This window comes from Streptomyces sp. NPDC090741 (assembly GCF_044769045.1).
In the GTDB taxonomy this organism is placed as follows: Bacteria; Actinomycetota; Actinomycetes; order Streptomycetales; family Streptomycetaceae; genus Streptomyces.
The window spans coordinates 1-18,941 of record NZ_JBIVXF010000027.1 but is presented as its reverse complement, the minus strand read 5'-3'; the positions used below and the strand labels follow the sequence as shown (position 1 = coordinate 18,941).

General features: G+C 74.4%; 9 protein-coding genes and 1 pseudogene. 7 read left to right on the top strand and 3 right to left on the bottom strand.

Annotated features, from left to right (window positions below):
- Positions 1-4: 4 nt before the first annotated feature.
- Positions 5-1,213, bottom strand: a complete 1,209-nt coding sequence (locus ACIQU4_RS40495; protein WP_403742357.1) for an RNA-guided endonuclease InsQ/TnpB family protein — start codon at positions 1,211-1,213, stop codon at positions 5-7.
- Positions 1,214-1,359: 146 nt separating this feature from the next.
- Here ACIQU4_RS40495 and ACIQU4_RS40490 point away from each other — a divergent pair, with 146 nt between their 5' ends.
- A complete protein-coding gene (locus tag ACIQU4_RS40490; protein ID WP_403742355.1) occupies positions 1,360-2,610 on the top strand; it encodes a tryptophan 2,3-dioxygenase family protein in 1,251 nt (416 codons plus the stop codon).
- Here the strand turns inward: ACIQU4_RS40490 and ACIQU4_RS40485 are convergent.
- The gene (locus tag ACIQU4_RS40485; protein ID WP_403742353.1) at positions 2,580-3,896 is read right to left on the bottom strand and encodes an MFS transporter; all 1,317 of its coding nucleotides are present in this window, start codon (positions 3,894-3,896) and stop codon (positions 2,580-2,582) included. The genes ACIQU4_RS40490 and ACIQU4_RS40485 overlap by 31 nt on opposite strands.
- Before the next feature lie 205 nt (positions 3,897-4,101).
- Here ACIQU4_RS40485 and ACIQU4_RS40480 point away from each other — a divergent pair, with 205 nt between their 5' ends.
- Genes ACIQU4_RS40480 through ACIQU4_RS40470 form a run of 3 tightly spaced genes read left to right on the top strand, consistent with a single transcriptional unit; the run spans position 4,102 to position 14,374 of the window.
- Positions 4,102-9,567 carry an amino acid adenylation domain-containing protein gene (locus ACIQU4_RS40480; RefSeq protein WP_403742350.1) on the top strand — a complete coding sequence of 1,822 codons (5,466 nt, stop codon included), beginning with the start codon at positions 4,102-4,104 and terminating at the stop codon, positions 9,565-9,567.
- On the top strand, positions 9,564-12,878 hold the full coding sequence (locus ACIQU4_RS40475; protein ID WP_403742348.1) for an amino acid adenylation domain-containing protein: 3,315 nt from the start codon (positions 9,564-9,566) through the stop codon (positions 12,876-12,878). The genes ACIQU4_RS40480 and ACIQU4_RS40475 overlap by 4 nt, the downstream gene beginning before the upstream one ends.
- Positions 12,878-14,374, top strand: a complete 1,497-nt coding sequence (locus ACIQU4_RS40470) for an amino acid adenylation domain-containing protein (protein WP_403742345.1) — start codon at positions 12,878-12,880, stop codon at positions 14,372-14,374. Before ACIQU4_RS40475 ends, ACIQU4_RS40470 begins: the two co-directional genes overlap by 1 nt.
- A gap of 56 nt (positions 14,375-14,430) precedes the next feature.
- On the opposite strand, the gene ACIQU4_RS40465 is transcribed toward ACIQU4_RS40470, so the two are convergent.
- A complete protein-coding gene (locus tag ACIQU4_RS40465; RefSeq protein WP_403742342.1) occupies positions 14,431-15,162 on the bottom strand; it encodes a sulfotransferase family protein in 732 nt (243 codons plus the stop codon).
- Between the two features lie 272 nt (positions 15,163-15,434).
- Between ACIQU4_RS40465 and ACIQU4_RS40460 the strand changes: the two genes are divergently transcribed.
- From ACIQU4_RS40460 to ACIQU4_RS40450, 3 genes and pseudogenes are all read left to right on the top strand, one after another.
- Positions 15,435-18,152 carry a penicillin acylase family protein gene (locus tag ACIQU4_RS40460; protein WP_403742340.1) on the top strand — a complete coding sequence of 906 codons (2,718 nt, stop codon included), beginning with the start codon at positions 15,435-15,437 and terminating at the stop codon, positions 18,150-18,152.
- Between the two features lie 8 nt (positions 18,153-18,160).
- The gene (gene cysC, locus ACIQU4_RS40455) at positions 18,161-18,793 is read left to right on the top strand and encodes an adenylyl-sulfate kinase (RefSeq protein WP_403742337.1); all 633 of its coding nucleotides are present in this window, start codon (positions 18,161-18,163) and stop codon (positions 18,791-18,793) included.
- A pseudogene (locus ACIQU4_RS40450) lies at positions 18,790-18,941 on the top strand (sulfate adenylyltransferase small subunit); the annotation flags it as partial. The gene cysC and the pseudogene ACIQU4_RS40450, both read left to right, overlap by 4 nt.

Sequence of the window (18,941 nt, the reverse complement as noted above, 5' to 3'; positions counted from 1 at the left end):
GCGCCTACAGGCGGGGGATTCCAGCGGTCGCCCGCTGGGGTTTCTGCTTCACCGACGACTGCCCGCCCGGAGTTTTCCGTTGAGGTCTCACACCGTCTCCACAGACAGTCACCGCCAGCCCGGCGGCCAAAAGGTTGACAGCGGCGTTCTCGTCCCGGTCATGGGTCGTACCGCAGTACTCACACGTCCAGGTACGGACGTGCAGGGGCATGCTCGCGGCAAGAGCGCCGCAACGGGAGCACAGTTTCGTGCTGGGGAACCACCGGTCGACGGTGACCAGCCGACGCCCGTACCAGGCGCACTTGTACTCCAGCATGGACCGCAGCTCCGCCCACGACGCATCACTGATGGAGCGGGCGAGCTTGTGGTTCTTGACCATGGTGCGCACCGTCAGGTCCTCGATCACGAGCGTTTGGTTCTCACGCACGAGCCGAGTCGACAGCTTGTGGAGGAAGTCCCGCCGCCGGTCGGCGATCCGCGCATGGATCCTCGCGACCTTCCGGCAGGCCTTCTCCCGGTTCTTCGAACCCTTCTCCTTACGGGCAAGGTCACGCTGCGCCTTCGCCAGGCGGACCCGGTCCCTGCGCTCATGCCGCGGGTTGGTGACTTTCTCCCCGGTGGACAGCGTCACCAGCGACATGAGGCCGGCATCGATGCCCACCGCCCGAGCGGTGGCAGGCATCGGTGCGGGGGTGTCCTCGCACAGCAGGGACACGAACCAGCGCCCGGCGGCGTCCCGGCTGATGGTCACCGTGGACGGCATCGCGCCCTCGGGCAGCGGCCTGGACCAGACGATGTCCAGCGGCTCGGACATCTTCGCCAGCGTCAGCAGTCCGTCACGCCACGTGAACGCGGAACGCGTGTACTCCGCCGAGGCGTGCGACTTCTTCCGCGACTTGAACCGCGGGTACTTCGACCGCCTGTCCCAGAACGAGACGAACGCCCCCTGCAAGTGGCGCAGCGCCTGCTGGAGCGGAACCGAGGACACCTCGGACAAGAAGGCCAGTTCCTCGGTCTTCTTCCATTCGGTCAGCATTGCCGAGGTCTGGACGTAGTTCACACGCTCCTGCCGCTGCCATGCCCGGGAACGGGCCTCCAACGCCAGGTTGTAGACCTTCCGCACACACCCGAACGTGCGTGACAACTCCGCCGCCTGCACATCACTCGGATAGAAGCGGTACTTGAACGCCCGCTTCACGGAAGTTGAACTCACGCCTCGCACGCTAGCGAGTGCGCAGATGAGGGATATCCGTTTCGCCAGAACGAGACCACATCGTGTTAAGCCGATAGACGGCTCCGATCCAGGAATGCAATTCCTCCCCGGCCCGAAAACCGGGGTTTCCACCCAGGGGGATTCACATGAAAGCGCTCACCGACTGGCTCGCCGAGCCCGCGCCCGCGCCGGACCGATTTCCGTACGCCGGCGTGGTCGCGGCCTACCGGGAGGGCGGGAAGCACTTCGTCTCCGGGTCCCTGCTGACCCTGCTGGACCGGGCGCGCGAGGAGCTGACCTGCGCGCCCGCCCCGGCCGGGGCCGGCCAGGAGGCCGCGCGCGAGGTGCTGGACCGGTTCCTGGACACCGCCCTCGACAAGTACGACGGCCGCTACGACTACCCCACCTACACCGCGCTGTCCCTGCTGGCCCCGCCCGCCGGGGCCGGTCCCGAGGAGATACGCGGGCACCGCGACCGGCTCGTCGTGCACCTCCTGGGCGACCTCGCCCGCTTCGAACTGGCCGCCGTGGCCGGGGAGAGCGCTCTCCTGCCGGAGCTGCGCCCGTCCCCGCTGCTGGTCGGCAAGCGCCACCGGCTGGCGCTGCGGGTGGCCGCCCCGGCGCTGGCCCGCCTCGGGCTGCCCGGCCCCGTACCGGGCGAGGAGCCCGAGAAGGCGGCGCGCCGGCTGTGGGAGACGGCCGACGCGTCCATGACGGCGCGGGAGCGGCTGGTGCTGGACCTGAGCATGCTGCCGGTGCACGTCACACACGACGAGTACCTGTTCATCCGCGTGCTCCAGGCCTTCGAGGCCACCTTCACCCTGCTGGCGGCCGAGCTGCGGGCGGCGATCGAGGCCCTCGACGCGGGCCGCGGGCCGGCCGCCGCGGACCGGCTGCGCCGCGCGGCGGCCGCCCTGACGGAGTCCGCGCCGCTGTTCTCGCTGCTCGCCACCATGCAGGCCGAGGCCTTCCGGGTGTTCCGGGAGTTCACCGAGGGGGCGAGCGCCATCCAGTCGCGCTCGTACAAGCTGGTGGAGTCCCTGTGCCGGACCCCCGACGCCGAGCGGCTCCACTCGCACGCCTACCGCTCCGTGCCCGAGGTCCGCGAACAGGTGCTGGCCGGGCAGCGGACCCTGGACGACGCGTACGCGGACGCCCTGGCCGGGCCGCGCGCCGGCCGCGGCCGCGTGCTCCCGGCCGCCGCCGCGATGGAGGAGTTCGCCTCCGCGCTGCGCCGCTGGCGCCAGACCCACTACCGGCTCGCCGTACGGATGCTGGGCAACCGCAGCGGCACCGGATACACGGAGGGGACCCCCTACCTCGGCGAGGTGCGGAAGATCCCCGTGTTCGACTCCGTGCACCGCGCTCAGGAGTCGGAAGCCTCCTCCGCGGCCTGATCCGCGGCCGCCCGCTCCGGGATGGCGCGCAGCGTGCGTACGGATCGGCCGGCGATCGGCCCGACCGAGAGCAGCAGCAGGACCGGTGCGACGGCGAGGGCGGTACGGGCCCCCGCGTACTGGGTGAGCAACCCGGCGCAGGTGGTGCCCAGCGTGAGCATCCCGAAACTGATGAGCCGGTAGGTGGCGGTCATCCGGGCGTACAGGTGCGGGGCGGTCAGCCGCTGCCGCATGGTCACCGCGATCACGCTGCCCGCGGAGGCCCCTCCGGTGCCCAGCAGGTAGGCGAGGGCGCTCACGGGCAGGTCGGCGCCGCCGCCGTCGGCGGTGAGCAGCAGCAGGTAGGGCGCGGTCGAGAAGGCCAGGACGGTCAGGAAGGCCGGTCCGAAGCCGAGGCGGCGCACCAGCTGCGGGGCGGTGAGCGCCCCGGCCACGGCGCCGAGCCCGCCGACGACCATGACGAGCCCGAAGTCGGCGCTGTCGTGGCCGAGTTCGCGGACGAAACGCATCAGGAAGGCCAGGTTCAGCAGGGCGATGCCCGCGTTGTAGATGCCGGCGTGGACGGCGACGGCGCGCAGCGGCGGGTTGTCCAGGACCGAGCGCAGCCCCTCCCCCAGTTCCCGGCGCAGGTCGCGCGGGGCGGCGGAGCGGACGGTCTTCTCGCGGTGGCGTACGAGCATCAGGGCGCTGGCGGAGGCCAGGTAGGACAGGGCGTCGAAGACGAGGGTGGCGGCGGGGCCGAAGAGCGCGGCGAGCCAGCCGGCGAGGCCGGGCCCGGCGGTGCCGCCGACGGCCTGGTTGGCCGTCACCAGGCTGTTGGCGGCCGGGAGCTGGGCGGCGGGCAGCAGCCGCGGCAGGTAGGCGGTGGCCGCGATGTCGTACACCGCGCTCAGGGAGCCGCCGAGCAGGGCGATCAGCCACACGTGCCACAGCGCGAGCCCGCCCAGCAGCGCGAGGACGGGGACGGCCAGGACGAGCGCGAAGCGGGCGAGGTCGGCGGCGATCATCACCGGGCGGGCGGGGCGGCGGTCCAGCCAGACCCCGGCGAAGAGCGGCAGCAGGAAGAACGGCGCCATGTAGAGGGTCTGGAGCAGGCCGACCTGGGTGCCGCTCGCGTGCAGGCCGGTGACCATCAGCAGCGGCAGTACGAACTCCGTGATCTTGGAGCCGAACTGGGAGACGGCGTCCCCCGCCCACAGGGCCCGGTAGTCGCGGGTGGTGCGCAGCGGATGGCGGGGGCGGACCGCCCCGGGGCCGGGCTCGGTGCGTGGCTCGGTGCTCGTCATTGGTGACCTTCCCCAGGTTCTCGGCGTTCTCGGCGTTCTCGGCGTTCTCGGCGGGCTGCGGGAGTCCGGGGTACGGGCACCCTGACGGACTCTCACAGCCCGCACGCGCACGGGGCAGTCGGGGAAAGCCCCGATCGAGGCGGGGCCGGCGGCTGGGCCAAGGTGTGCACCGTTGACCACGGTGTGATCGAGGTGAGGTCGTTACATGAACTGGCGAGACGTACTTTCCGGTACGGCACAGGAGCGCCCGCACGCGACGGCCTTCCGCTTCCACTCCGAGGAGCTGGGCGAGCCCGAGCTGCTCGACTGGGCCGGGCTCGACGCCCGGGCCCGGGCCGTCGCGGCGCACCTGGCGGACCTCGGGCTGGCCGGGCGCAGTGCCGTCCTGCTGTTCCCCGCCGGACTGGACTACGTGGCCGCCTTCTTCGGCTGCCTGTACGCGGGGGTCGTCGCGGTCCCCGCGTACCCGCCGAGCCGCAATGCCCGCTCCACCGAGCGGCTCGCCGCGATCGTGCGCGACAGCGGCGCGGAGGTGGCCCTGACGACCGCGGTGATCCGCGACCGGCTCGCCCCGCGCCTGGCCTCCGCCGACGGGGTGCCGCCACTGCGGCTGGTGGCGACCGACGCGATGAGCGCCGAGGACGCGCCGGCCTGGCGGGCCCCGCGGATCGGCGAGGACGCCACGGCCTTCCTCCAGTACACCTCCGGCTCCACCTCGACGCCCCGCGGCGTCGTCCTCAGCCACGGCAACCTGCTGCACAACACCGCGATGATCGCCCGGGTGTTCGGGCTGGACACCGGGATGCGCGGGGTGTCGTGGCTGCCGATGTACCACGACATGGGCCTGATCGGCTCGGTCATGGGGACCGTCCGCGCGGGCGGCACGATGTCGCTGATGGCGCCGAGCACCTTCGCCCGCGATCCGCTGCGCTGGCTGGGCGTGGTCGCCGAGGAGCGGGCGACCGTCACCGGCGGCCCCAACTTCGCGTACGACCTGGCCGTCGAGCGCACCACCGAGGAGCAGCGGGCCGCCCTGGACCTGTCGTCCTGGCAGGTGGCGTACAACGGGGCCGAGCCCGTCCGTCCGGCCTCGCTGCACCGCTTCGCCGAGGCCTTCGCCGTCTCCGGTTTCCGCCCCGAGGCCTTCCTGCCCTGCTACGGGCTGGCCGAGGGCTCCCTGCTGGTGACGGGCGGGCCCGCGGGCACCGGCTTCCGCACCTGCGAGCCGCCCGCCGGCTCCGGCGTGGCCGGCGAACTGGTCGCCTCCGGGGTGCTGCCGCCCGAGCAGCGGCTGGAGATCGTCGACCCCGAGACCCGGCTGCCCGTGGCCGCCGGGGAGGTCGGCGAGGTGTGGGTGGCTGGCCCGAGCGTGGCGCGCGGTTACTTCAACCGCACCGACGCCGTCGCCGACACCTTCGGCGCGCTCGTCGAGGGCGGTGACGGCACCGGCTTCCTGCGCACCGGCGACCTCGGCTTCCTCTCGGGCGACGGCGACGCTCGCGAGCTGTACGTGACCGGCCGCCGCAAGGACCTGATCATCGTCCGCGGCCGCAACCACTACCCGCAGGACATCGAGCTGACCGCCGAGCGCTGCTCGCCCGCGCTGCGCGGCAACGGCGGCGCCGCCTTCTCCGTCACCGGCGCCGACGGCGGCGAGCAGCTGGTCGTCGTCCAGGAGCTGATCCACGGCCACGGGCTGGCGGACCCGGCGGAGCTGGCCCGCACCGTGCAGGCCAGGGTCGCCGAGCAGCACGAGGTGCGCCCGCACGCCGTGGTCCTGATCCGTACGGCCTCGCTGCCGCGGACCTCCAGCGGCAAGGTGGCCCGGCACGCCTGCCGCGCCGCCTACCTGGCGGGAGAGCTGCTGGTGACGGCGGTCCACGCCGACGAGGAGCAGCCGGCCGCCGCGGGCGGGGACGCAGCCGCGGAAGCGCCCGTACCGGCCGCCGGCGACCGCGAGGCGGTCCTGGCCCACCTGCGGCGGGCCGCGGCCGTACTGCTGCGGACCCGGCCCGAGGAGGTGCCCGCGGACGCCTCTCCGGCGGCCCTGGGCCTGGACTCGCTGGACTCCGTACGGCTCCTGCACCGGCTGCAGCGGGAGTTCGGGCTGGAGCTCGGCCCGGAGGAGGCCTTCTCGCTGACCCTGGCCGAACTGGCCGACGCCATCGCCACCGCGGACTCCGGGGCGTCGGGCACGGCGCCCGCGCCGCTCGCCGACGCCCCGCCCGGGGACGGCGAACTCTCGCACGGGCAGCGGGCCATGTGGTTCATGCACCGGATGGACCCGGACGGCTCCGCCTACCACCTCGCCGCCGCCGCCGAGCTGTCCGGCGAGGTGGACGCGGCCGCGCTGCGCCGCGCGCTGGCCGCCGTCGTACGCCGCCACGCGGCCCTGCGCACCACCTTCCCCGAGGTCGGCGACGGCCCCGTACAGCGCGTCCACGCCGTACTGGAACCGGAGTTCACCGAAACCGACGCGAGCGCGTGGCCCGCGGAGCGGATGCGGGCCGAGCTGACCGCGCTCGCCTACCGGCCCTTCGACGTGGAGGCGGGCCCGCTGCTGCGGGTGGCCCTGCTGCGCCGCGGGCCCGGCCGGCACCGGCTGGTCGTCTCCCTGCACCACCTGGTGTCCGACCTGTGGTCCCTGGAGATCCTGCTGCGGGAGCTCGGCGCGCACTACCGGGCCGAGACCGGCGGGCCCGTCCCCGGCGCGCGGGCCGTGCCCGGGTTCGGCGCGGCCGTACGCCGCCGGGCAGGACGGCTCGCCGGGCCGGAGGGCGAGCGGCTGTGGGAGTTCTGGCAGCGCGAGCTGGCGGGCGCCCCGACCGTACTGGAACTGCCCGCCGACCACGTCCGCCCGGCCCGCCGGCGCGCCCCGGCCGGGGTGCGGCGCTTCCGGCTGGAGCCGGGGACCGCCGCCGCGCTGGGCGCCCTCGCCCGCGCCGAGGGGACCACCCTCTACACCGTCCTGCTGAGCGCGTACCAGCTGATGCTGGGCCGTACGGCCGGGCAGGCGAGCCTGCTCGTGGGCTCCCCCGTACACGGCCGGGAGCACGCCGACACGGCGGAGGTGGTCGGGCCGTTCCTCAATACCGCGGTGCTGCGCGCCGACCTGGTGCCGGGCGAGTCGTTCACCGCCCTGCTGCGGCGGGCCGCGCGGAGCGTACCGGCCGCCCTGCGGCACAGCGCGATGCCGTTGTCGCTGCTGGTCGAGCGGAGCCGGGTGGCGCGCGACACGAGCCGCACCCCGCTGGTGCAGGCGCTCTTCACGCTCCAGTCGGGCCCCCTGGCGGCGTTCGTCCTGGGCGATCCGGCCTCCCGGTTCGACCTGGGCGGGCTGGAGATGCGGCCGGTGCCGCTGGACCAGCCGCACGCCCAGATGGACCTCCAGCTGACCTTCGCCGAGGTGGACGGCACGCTCAGCGGGCTGCTCCAGTTCGACCGCGCCCTGTTCGAGGACGCCACGGCCGAGCGGATGGCCGCCGGGCTGTGCGCCCTGCTGGACGCCGTCGCCGCGGACCCGGAGCGCCCCGTCGCCCTGCTGCCGCTGATGCCCGCCGCCGAGCGGGCCGTCGTCCTGCACGACCGCAACGACACCGCCGTGCCCGGGACTTCGGACACTCCGGTGCACGCGCTGGTGGCCGCGCAGGCCGCCCGGACGCCCGACGCGCCCGCCCTGGCCTTCGACGACACCGAGTACGCGCTCGGCCCGGCCGGGCCCGCCCCGGACGCGGACCGGGTGCGCGACACCCGGACGCTGAGCTACCGGGAGCTGGACGCGGCCGTGAACCGGCTCGCCCGGCTGCTGCTGGCGCGGGGGCTGCGGGCCGAGGAGACGGTGGCCGTGCGGCTGCCGCACGACGAGACGATGGTGGTGGCGATGCTCGCGGTGCTGCGGGCGGGCGGCAGCTACCTGCCGGTCGACCCGCACCTGCCGGCCGAGCGGATCGCGTACCTGCTGGCCGACAGCGGCGCCCGGATCGTGATCACCGACTCGTCCGTGGACACGGCCGGATCGGCCGCCGCGGTCGAATCGGCCGCCGCGGTCGACGCCTCCGCAGCCGCGGTCGACGCCTCCGCAGCCGGCCCGGTCCGGCTGGTCCTCGACGAGCTGGCCGGGGAGCTGGCCGCGCTGCCCGCCTCCTCCCCCGCCGTCTCCGTACGCCCCGACCAGGCGGCCTACCTGCTGTACACCTCCGGCTCGACCGGCCGCCCCAAGGGGGTGCAGGTCCCGCACGGCGCCCTGGCCAACTTCCTCGCCGCGATGGTCCGGCTGCTGGGGCCCGCCGAGGGCGGCCGGCTGCTGGCCGTGACCACGTTCTCCTTCGACATCTCCGCCCTGGAGGCCTACCTCCCGCTGATCACCGGCGGCTGCTCCCACATCGTGCCGCGCCGGATCGCGGCCGCCGGGGAGCAGCTGCGGGTGCGGCTGGAGTCCGGCGCCTTCTCGATGATGCAGGCCACCCCCGCGACCTGGCGGCTGCTGTGCGACGCGGGCTGGACCGGCACCCCGGGCCTGGCGATGGCCAGCGGCGGCGAGGCCCTCTCCCCCGGGCTGGCCCGCACGCTGCTGTCCTTCGGTACGGGCACCCTGTGGAACCTGTACGGGCCGACCGAGACCACCGTGTGGTCGACCGGTACGCAGGTCACCGCGGTGCCGGGGGCCGCCACCCCGCTGGGCGCGCCCGTCGCCAACACGCAGGTGTACGTGCTCGACGCGGCGCTGGAGCCGGTACCCGCCGGCGCGGCCGGGGAGCTGCTGATCGGCGGCGCCGGGCTGGCCCGCGGCTACCTGGGCCGGCCGGGCCTGACGGCGGCGGCGTTCGTACCGGACCCGTACGGGGACACCCCGGGCGCCCGCCTGTACCGGACCGGGGACCTGGCGCGGACCACCGCGGACGGCCGGACCGAGCTGCTGGGGCGGGTCGACAACCAGGTCAAGGTCAACGGCCACCGGATCGAACTGGGCGAGATCGACGCGGCGTTGAGCCGGCTGCCGGAGCTGAGCCAGGGCGTGGCCGTGGTGCACCGGCCCGCGCCGGACGCCCCGGCGGTGCTGGCCGCGTACGTCCGCGGGGGCCGGGACTCACGAGGAGCGGACTTCGACGAACGCGTCACCACCCGCGTCCTGCGCGAGGAGCTGGCGCGGGTGCTGCCCGCCTACATGGTGCCCGCCCGGTTCGTGTGGGTGGACGGCTTCCCGCTGAACACCAGCGGGAAGGTGGACCGGGCGGCGCTCAAGCCGCCCGCGCCGGAGCAGGACGCACCCCGCGACGAGCCGGCCACGGCGACCGAGCGGGAGCTGGCGGGGATCCTCGCCGAGCTGCTCGGCACCGGGGCGATCGGCCGTACGGACAACCTCTTCGACCACGGCGCCCACTCCCTGCTGATGTCCCGCTTCGCGGTGCGGGTGCGGGAGTCGCTGGGGGCGCAGCTGCCGCTGCGGGTGATGTTCGAGACGCCGACGCTGGAGCACCTGGCGGCGGCCGTGGACGCCCTCGCCACGGCGGACGCACCGCCGCGGCCGGGCGGCGGGGCGGGCCGGATCACCCGGATCGACCGCACCCGCCAGGTCGCCCTCGTCGCGCCGGGAGCGGCGCCGGGCGGGGGCAAGGACGCGTTGCGGGCCCTGCGGGCCGCACGCCGGATCGGCAGCCAGAGCGGCTCATGACGTACGTGGAGAATCCGATGGCCCTGATGCACCCCGAGCAGATCATGTTCCCGGCGACGCACGCCCAGCAGCGGATCATGATCATCGAGCAGCTGTACCCGGGCGGCTCCGCCTATCACGTGCCCTTCGCGGTGCGGCTGCGCGGACCGCTCGACACCGCCGCCCTGACCGGCGCCGTCCGGGAGGTGGTGCGCCGCCACGAGTCGCTGCGCACCGTCTTCCGCACGGTCGACGGGGTCCTCGGCCAGATCGTGGAGGAGGACCACCTCGTCGAGTTGCCCGTACGGGACCTGACCGGCCACGCGGCCGCGGCCGACCCCGAAGAGCTGGCCGCCCTGGTGGCCGAGGCGGCCGCCCGCCCCTTCGACCTCACGGGACGGCTGCTGCGCGTCGAGCTGCTGCGGCTGGGCGACGAGGACCACGTCCTGGCCGTCACCATGCACCACCTGGTCTCCGACAGCTGGTCCTGCGGGATCTTCGTCGGCGAACTGGCCGCGGCGTACCCGGTGCTGCGGGCCGGCGGGCGGCCTCGGCTGCCCGAGCCGGAGGTGCAGTACGTCGACTACGCGGCCTGGCACCGCGAGCAGCTCGACGCGCAGCGGACCGAGGAGCTGCTCGGTTACTGGCGCGAGCGGCTCGCCGGGATGCAGCCGGTGCTGGAGCTGCCCGCCGACCGGCCGCGGCCGCCCGTGCAGTCCTTCCGCGGGGCGACCCTGCCGGTGCGGCTGTCCCCGTCGACCTCGGCGGCCGTCCGGCAGGCGGCCCGCACCCTCGGGGTCACCCCGTTCACCGCCCTGCTGGCCGCCTTCCACGCGGCGGTGGGCCGCTGGACCGGCGGCGAGGACATCACCGTCAGCAGCGGCGTCGCCAACCGCACCCCGCAGGTGGAGCAGGTCGTCGGCTGCTTCATCAACGTGCTGCTGCTGCGGGCCTCGCTGGCCGGCGACCCCAGCTTCGCCGAACTGGCCGCGCAGGTGGGCGAGACCGTACTGGACGGCCTGCAGCACCAGGACCTGCCCTTCGACCGGCTCGTGGAGGAGCTCGCGCCCAAGCGGGACCTGAGCCATCAGCCGCTGGCGCAGGTGATGTTCCTGCTGCAGAGCGCGCCGCTGCCGGACGTGGCGCTGGACGGTCTGGAGCTGTCGACCGTCCCGGTCCGCCGCAAGGCCACCCACCTGGACCTCAACGTGCAGCTGTGGGACTCCGGGGAGTGCTTCGAGGGGGTGGTCGACTACAGCACCGACCTCTTCGACGAGGCCACCGTCGCCCGTATGTGGACCCAGTACGAAACCCTCCTGGCGGCGGCCGCGGCCCGCCCCGGGGACCGGATCGGGGAGCTGCCGCTGCTGCGCCCCGAGGACGAGCACACCCTGCTCACCGAGTGGAACCGGACCGCCGCCGAGGTCCCCGCGGAGCTCACCCCGGCCCTGGTCGAGGCCCGCGCGGCCGCCTACCCGCATGCCCCGGCCGTGGTCGGCGACGCGGGCACCCTCACGTACGGCGAGCTGAACGAGGCCGCCAACCGGCTGGCCCGGCTGCTGATCGAGCGCGGCGCGGGCCCCGAGCGGACGGTGGCACTGATGCTGCCGCGCTCGGCCGAGACGGTGACGGCCGTGCTGGCCGTCCTCAAGTCCGGTGCCGCGTACGTCCCGGTGGACCCGGTGCTGCCGCCCGACCGGATCGCGTACCTGCTCTCCGACGCGGCGCCGTCGGCAGTGGTCACCACCACGGCCGTCCCCGCGGCGGCGACGGGCGCGGCCGAGCGCCTCGACCTGGACGCGCCCGCCACCCGGGGCGCGCTGGCCCGCTGCGCCGCCGGCGATGTCACCGACGCCGACCGGCGGGCCCCGCTGCGCCCCGACCACCTGGCGTACGCCATCTACACCTCCGGCTCGACCGGCAGGCCCAAGGGCGTCCTGATCAGCCACCGCGCGCTCGCCGACTACCTGGCCGCCTGCCGCCGGGACTACCCGGGCCTGGCCGGGTCGGCGCTGCTGCACTCGCCGGTCTCCGTCGACCTGTCGGTGACCACCCTGCTGGGGCCGCTGACCGCGGGCGGCCGGATCGTGCTGGGCGGGCTCGACGGCCGCACCGACGAACTGCCGGGCGGGGAGGGCCGGCTGTCCCTGCTCAAGGTCACGCCGAGCCACCTGCCGATCCTGCTGGGACTGCCCGAGGCGTACGCGCCCACCGGGGACCTGGTCATCGGCGGCGAGATGCTGACCTCCGAGGTCCTGGACCAGTGGCGCGGGCGCTTTCCCGGCGCGGTGGTCACCAACGAGTACGGGCCCACCGAGGCCACCGTGGGCTGCGTGGCCCTGCGGGTGGGCCCCGGCGCGGTGCTGGCCCCGGGCCCGGTCCCGATCGGCCGGCCCATGGCCAACTCCCGCGCGTACGTACTGGACCGCGCGCTGCGGCCGGTGCCGGTCGGGGTGGCGGGCGAGCTGTACGTGGCGGGCGCCGGCCTGGCCCGCGGCTACCACGGGCGGCCCGCGCTGACCGCGTCCGCGTTCCTGCCCGACCCCTTCGGGGAGCCCGGACAGCGGATGTACCGCACCGGGGACCTGGCCCGCTGGACGGCCGGCGGCGGCCTGGACTACCTCGGCCGCATCGACGACCAGGTCAAGGTGCGCGGGTTCCGCATCGAACTCGGCGAGGTCGAGGCGGCCCTGGCGGCCCTGCCCGGAATCCGGGAGGTGGTCGTCAAGGCGGTCCGGGAGACCGGGGACACCGCCCTCGCCGCCTACTACGTACCGGACGGCGGCACGGACCTGCCGGTGCGCGCGTTGCGGGAGCAGCTGCGCCGGACCCTGCCCGAACACATGGTGCCCGCGCACTTCGTGGCGCTGGAGCGGCTGCCGCTCGCGGTCAGCGGCAAGGCCGACCGCGGGGCCCTGCCGCCCGTCGGCAGCGCCCGGCCGGCCCTGGACGCCGGGCGGCTGGCCCCTCGTACCCCGGTGGAGTCGCTGCTGGCCGAGGTGTGGGGCAGCGTGCTCCACGTCGACGGGGTGGGCGTACGGGACGACTTCTTCGAGCTGGGCGGCTACTCGCTGGCCGCGACCCGGATCGCCGCGCTGACCGCGGAGGTGTTCGGGGTGGAGATCCCGCTGCGGGAGGTCTTCGCGGCCACCGACGTGGAGAGCCAGGCGGCCCTCGTGGAGGCGGCCGGCCGGGACCAGGGCGTGGACGTCGGGGCGATCGCGCGCCTGGCCCTGGAGATCGGCGAGCTCAGCGAGGACGAGGTGGAGGAACTGCTGGCCGGCCGGGACGGATCCGGGCCGGCGGACACGGACGCTGGAGGCGGTCGGTAATGAACGGACAGGCATGCCTGCACGAGCTCGTGCAGGACTGGGCGCGGCGGATCCCCGAGGCGCCGGCGCTGCGCTTCGAGGGCGAGCAGTGGAGTTACGGGGAGCTGAACGGGCGGGCCAACCGGCTGGCGGCGCACCTGCGCCGGATGGGCGTGGGCCGGGAGTCGGTCGTGGGCGTGCTCATGGAGCGCGGCCCGCAGCTGCCGCTGGCGATGCTCGCGATCCTCAAGGCGGGCGGGGCGTACCTGCCGATGGACCCGGCGCAGCCCGTGGACCGGCTGGGCTACCTGATGGGGGACGCGGGCTGCGAGCTGGTCGTCACCACGACCGCCCTGGCCGGGCAGGTCCCCGAGGAGGCGGCGGCGGTCTGCCTCGACGACCCGTTCACGGCGGACATGCTGACGGGACTGTCCGCGGCCGACCCGGAGCTGCCGGCGCACCCGGACCAGCTGGCGTACGTCATCTACACCTCGGGGTCGACGGGCCGCCCCAAGGGGACCCTGCTGCCGCACCGGGGCGTGGTCAACCTGACCTCGCACATGGCGCGGCAGTTCTCGATCGGTCCGGGTGACCGCTGGCTGCAGCTGACCACGCCCTGCTTCGACGTGAGCGTCCTGGAGATCTTCGGGGCGCTGACGACGGGCTCCTGCCTGGTGCAGGGTTCGGCGCTGACCCTGCTCGACCCGCGGGCGCTGGGCGCCCTGATGCACGACGAGGGCGTCACGATCGGGGTGTTCACCACGGCGATCCTGCCGCTGCTGGACCCCGAGCAGCTGCCCGGGCTGCGGGTGCTCAACGTGGGCGGGGAGCAGCTGAGCCGCTTCCAGGCGGACCGCTGGTCCTCGCCGACGCGGATCGTCAACAACCAGTACGGGCCCACCGAGGCGACCGTAGCCTGTACCGAGCAGCGCCACGATCCGCGGCTGGGCCGGCCCAAGCCGCTGATCGGCGAGGCGATGGCGAACCTGGAGGCGCACGTGGTGGGCCCGGACGGGCTGGAGCAGCCGCCGGGCGGGTTCGGGGAGCTGCTGATCGGCGGCGTGTGCCTGGCGCGGGGCTACCTGGACCGGCCGGGGCTGACGGCGCTGAAGTTCGTACCCGATCCCTTCGGCGGGCACGGCGCCCGGCTGTACCGGACGGGCGACCTGGTCCGCTGGACGGTGGGGGACGACGGCCTGGAGTTCGCGGGGCGCATCGACACCCAGATCAAGCTGCACGGGCACCGGATCGAGCCCGGCGAGATCGAGGAGGTCCTGCTGAAGCATCCGCGGGTCAAGGACGCGGTGGTGGACCTGGTGCGGCCGCAGGAGGGTGGCGAGGGCGTGCTGACGGCCTTCGTCACCGGTACGGACACCCCTTCGCTCGCGGAGGTCCATGCGCACCTGCGCGCGGTGCTGCCGGTGTACATGCTGCCGGGGCGGGTGGTCGTGCTGGAGGAGATCCCGCTGACCCCCAACGCCAAGGTGGACCGCCGGGCGCTGGCCGCCGCGCTCTGATGCGGAAGGGGCCCGGCCCGCGGTGTGCGGGCCGGGCCCCGTCGGCTGCGGGGCGCTCAGAGGGCGGGGGCCTCCTGGCCGACCCGCAGCCGGGCGTCCCACAGGAACTCGTAGAACGGCCGGTGGTGCGCGGCGAACTGCGCGAGCTTCGGGTCGTTCTCCGCGGTGTGCCGGTAGGCGGTGCGGCTCTTGGAGAACCCTGTGCTGTTGCTGACGGCGACGTGCCAGCGGTCGGTGCGCTGCCATTCGCCGCGGGCGGTGGCGTCCCAGCTGAGCGTCTCGGGCCGGAAGGGGATGCCGACGGCGGCGCAGTACGCGGCCATCGTGGCGGCGGGCCGCTCCACCAGGTCGTCGGAGTCGACGACCACGGGCGGCTCGCCCCCGGCGGCGAGGACGGCCAGGTACATCTCGTGCAGGCCCTCGATGCCGACGTCCGAGAGCTCCATGTCGGGCTGGAGGGCGTAGAAGGAGGAGACGATCTCCTCGGGGCGGCGCAGCAGGAAGGTGTGCCGGCTCCCGGCGAGGAACTCCTTGTCGGCGAGGACCTCGGCGTAGCGGTGGTCGGTGGTGTCCTTGAAGAACACCGGCCGGTGGCGGGCGAGTTCGCCGATCGCGTCGATCAGCTCGCGTTCGGAGCGGACGACGGCGCCCTCGACCTCGGTCTCCCCGAAGTCCGCGACGTTGCAGAACGGCTCGTGCAGGGCGGTGATGTCGCCGTGCTGGAGCATCGACCGGAAGAACGCGGTCGAACGTGATCGTGGTGCCGCCCAGAGCGCTGTCGCCGGCATGTCCCCGCCTTCGTGTCCGGAAAAACCAAGGGTGAAAAACCAAGGGTGATGTGCACCGGCTCCGCCGCTGCGGCGTCCCCGGGTGCCCCACTCAACCGCGGGCCGCTCCCGGCCCGCTATCGGCCCGCTGCCGGGCCGCTCCCGCGGCCGACGGCCGGCCAGTAGCGAACGAATAGCGGAACGACTGTCGGGAGATTCCCCGGCTTATGCCCGGGCGGTGCGACTGCGACCGTCGGGAGCGCAGAGTTCCGCCGAGCATGGGAACGGAAGACATGAGCGATGTGATGGATCCGCTGACCCGGCCCGGCGCGCCGGGTGGGGAGGACCCCGGCGGCACCCCTCGGGAGGACGGGCCGCCGGAGGACGGGCCGCCGGAGGGCGGGCCCGGGGAGGTGCGGGCCGCGCCGCGGCGGGGCTCGCGCCGGTGGCGCGGGGTGCGGGTGACCGCCTGGTGCCTGGCGGTGCTGCTGGTGACGGTGGCCTGCGTGGCCGGTCTGGCGGCGACCCGGATGGTGCGGGCCTCGTACCCGCAGGTGTCGGGCGAGCTGTCGGTGCCCGGCCTGCACGGGCCGGTGACGGTGGCCCGGGACGCCTCGGGCGTCCCCCAGATCTACGCGGGCGACCCGCACGACCTGTTCCTCGCGCAGGGGTTCGTGCACGCCCAGGACCGGTTCTGGGAGATGGACGTCCGCCGGCACATCACCTCCGGCAGCCTCGCCGAGCTCTTCGGCGAGAGCCAGGTGGAGACCGACTCCCTGATCCGCACGATGGGCTGGCGGCGGGTGGCCGAGCAGGAGGTCGCCCTGCTGGACCCGCAGTCGCGGGCCAACCTCGACGCGTACGCGGCCGGGGTGAACTCCTACCTCGCCGGCCACAAGGGCGCGGACCTGGGGGTGGAGTACCCGCTGCTGAAGCTGGGCGGCCTGGACTACAGCCCGGCGCCCTGGACGCCCGCGGACTCGGTGTCCTGGCTCAAGGCCATGGCCTGGAACCTCAACGCCACCCTCTCGGACCAGGTGCGGCACGCACTGCTGGCCGCGACCCTGACCGACGCCCAGGTCGACTCCCTCTTCCCGACGTACGACTTCTCCCGCTGGCGGCCGATCGTCTCCCCCGGCGACAGCCAGGGCACCGTGCCCGAGGCGCCGGCCGGTCCGGCGGCCGCCGCGGCCACCGCGACGGCGACGGCCACCGCGACGGCCGCGTACGGGCCGATGGCGGGAGCCTCCGACGCCCTCGCAGGAGTCGACAAGGTGCTCGGGCCGCGCGGTTCGGGCATCGGCTCCAACTCGTGGGTGGTGGCCGGCAGCCGCACGACGACCGGCAAGCCGCTGCTCGCGAACGACCCGCACCTGTCCCCGTCCATGCCGGGCGTCTGGTACCAGGGCGGCCTGCACTGCACCACGACCGGCCCGGCCTGCCCGTACGACGTGTCGGGCTTCGGCTTCGCCGGGATGCCCGGGGTGATCGTCGGCCACAACGGCGACATCGGCTGGGGCGTGACCAACCTGGCCCCCGCCGACACCGACCTGTTCGTGGAGCGCGTCACCGGCTCCACGTACGCCTACAAGGGCGAGCAGCGGCCGCTGGAGACCCGGCAGGAGGTCCTGAAGGTCGCGGGCGGCCCGGACCGCACCATCACCGTCCGCTCCACCGTCCACGGCCCCGTCATCTCCGATGCCTTCCCCAAGGCGAAGACGCTCGCCGCCGAGGGCCGGATCCCCGGCGTCGAGCGCGAGAGCGGCGGCAGCGCCGAGTACGCGGTCGCGATGCGGTGGAGCGCCCTGGACCCGGGACGCACCATGGGCGCGGTGTTCCAGCTGGACACCGCCAGGGACTGGGACTCCTTCCGGGCCGCGGCGGCGCTGTTCTCCTCCCCCGCCCAGAACCTGATCTACGCCGACCGCCAGGGCCACATCGGCTACCAGGCGCCGGGCCGGATCCCGGTGCGCGGCAAGGGCGAGGGCCGCTGGCCGGTGCCCGGCTGGACCGGCGAGTACGACTGGCAGGGCTTCGTTCCCTTCGACGCGCTGCCGCGCTCCTTCGACCCGGCGTCGGGCTACATCGTCACCGCGAACAACGCGGCGGCCGGCCCGCAGTACCCGTACGACCTGACCCGCAACTGGGGCGACGGCTACCGCAGCGAGCGGATCGCGCAGCTGATCGAGAAGGCGGGCAAGCTGGACGCCGCCGCCATGCAGCGGATCCAGCTCGACGACCACAACGAGAACGCGGCCGCCCTGACCCCGTACCTGCTGACGGTCACCCCCGGCAAGGAGGCCCGCGCCGCCCAGGACCTGCTGCGCGGCTGGGACTTCGGGCAGGGCGCGGACTCGGCGCCGGCCGCGTACTTCAACGCGGTGTGGAGCAACCTGCTGAAGCTGACGTTCTACGACGAGCTCGACGGCAACAAGGCTCAGCTGCACGTCGACGGCGGCGGCCTCTGGTACGACGTCGTCCGCAAGCTGCTGTCCTCGCCGGACGACCCCTGGTGGCGCAGCGCCAAGGACCCGCGCGGCCTGCGCACCCGCGACGACGTGCTGCGGGCCGCCCTGGACGACGCCGCGAAGGAGTTGTCCGGCCGGCTCGGCGCCGACCCTGCGAAGTGGCGGTGGGGCGCCCTGCACACCCTGACCCTGCGCAACGACACCCTGGGCACCGGCGGGCCCGCGCCCGTGCAGTGGCTGCTGAACCACGAGCCGGTGGAGGTCGGCGGCGGTTCGGCGACGGTCGACGCGACCGGCTGGGACGCCTCCAAGGGCTACGAGGTGAACTGGGTGCCCTCGATGCGGATGGTCGTGGACTTCGCCGACTTCGACGCCTCGCGCTGGATCAACCTGACCGGCGCCTCCGGACACGCCTTCAACGACCACTACGACGACCAGACGGAGCTGTGGCGCAGGGGCGAGACCCTCCCCTGGCCCTCGACCCGGTCCGCGGTCACCGCCGCGGCGAAGGACCGCCTGACCCTCCGCCCCGAAGGAGCGTGAGCAGACCGATGACACTCGTGACAACCCTCCCCGCGGCCCCGCCGCAACCCGGCGCCCTGCCTCAGCCCGGCGCCCTGCCTCGGCCCGAGGCCCGGCTGTGCACCTGCTGGCCGGGGGCCACCGTGTGGCTGACCGGGCTGCCGAGCGCCGGCAAGACGACGATCGCCGAGGAGCTGGCCGGGCGGCTGCGCCGGGAGCACCGGCGGGTGGAGGTCCTCGACGGGGACCAGATCCGCAAGTTCCTCTCCGCCGACCTCGGTTTCTCCCGGGACGACCGCAACACCAACGTGCAGCGGATCGGCATGGTCGCCGAGGTGCTGGCCCGCAACGGGGTGCTCGTCCTGGTCCCGGTGATCGCGCCGTTCACCGACAGCCGCGAGGCCGTCCGGGCCCGGCACCGCGCCACCGCGACCCCCTACCTGGAGGTGCACGTGGCCACCCCGGTCGAGGTCTGCTCCGTACGCGACGTGAAGGGCCTGTACGCCAAGCAGGCGGCGGGCGAGATCTCCGGTCTGACCGGCGTCGACGACCCGTACGAGGCCCCGCGCGCCCCGGACCTGCGCATCGAGTCCCACACCCAGACCGTCCGGGAGTCGGCCTCGGCCCTGCACGCACTGCTCACCGAAAGGGGTCTGGCATGACGGCGACCGTCCGGGCCGCGGAGGCGGCCGGCTCGCTCTTCGCGCTGAGCCATCTCGACGCCCTCGAATCGGAGGCCGTGCACATCTTCCGCGAGGTGGCGGGCGAGTTCGAGAAGCCGGTGATCCTCTTCTCCGGCGGCAAGGACTC

Bases quoted from the DNA above. Each gene is read 5' to 3' on its own strand.
- ACIQU4_RS40490 (WP_403742355.1), top strand. From the start codon at position 1,360: ATGAAAGCGCTCACCGACTGGCTCGCCGAGCCCGCGCCCGCGCCGGAC.
- ACIQU4_RS40485 (WP_403742353.1), bottom strand. From the start codon at position 3,896: ATGACGAGCACCGAGCCACGCACCGAGCCCGGCCCCGGGGCGGTCCGC.
- ACIQU4_RS40480 (WP_403742350.1), top strand. From the start codon at position 4,102: ATGAACTGGCGAGACGTACTTTCCGGTACGGCACAGGAGCGCCCGCAC.
- ACIQU4_RS40475 (WP_403742348.1), top strand. From the start codon at position 9,564: ATGACGTACGTGGAGAATCCGATGGCCCTGATGCACCCCGAGCAGATC.
- ACIQU4_RS40470 (WP_403742345.1), top strand. From the start codon at position 12,878: ATGAACGGACAGGCATGCCTGCACGAGCTCGTGCAGGACTGGGCGCGG.
- ACIQU4_RS40465 (WP_403742342.1), bottom strand. From the start codon at position 15,162: ATGCCGGCGACAGCGCTCTGGGCGGCACCACGATCACGTTCGACCGCG.
- ACIQU4_RS40460 (WP_403742340.1), top strand. From the start codon at position 15,435: ATGAGCGATGTGATGGATCCGCTGACCCGGCCCGGCGCGCCGGGTGGG.
- cysC (WP_403742337.1), top strand. From the start codon at position 18,161: ATGACACTCGTGACAACCCTCCCCGCGGCCCCGCCGCAACCCGGCGCC.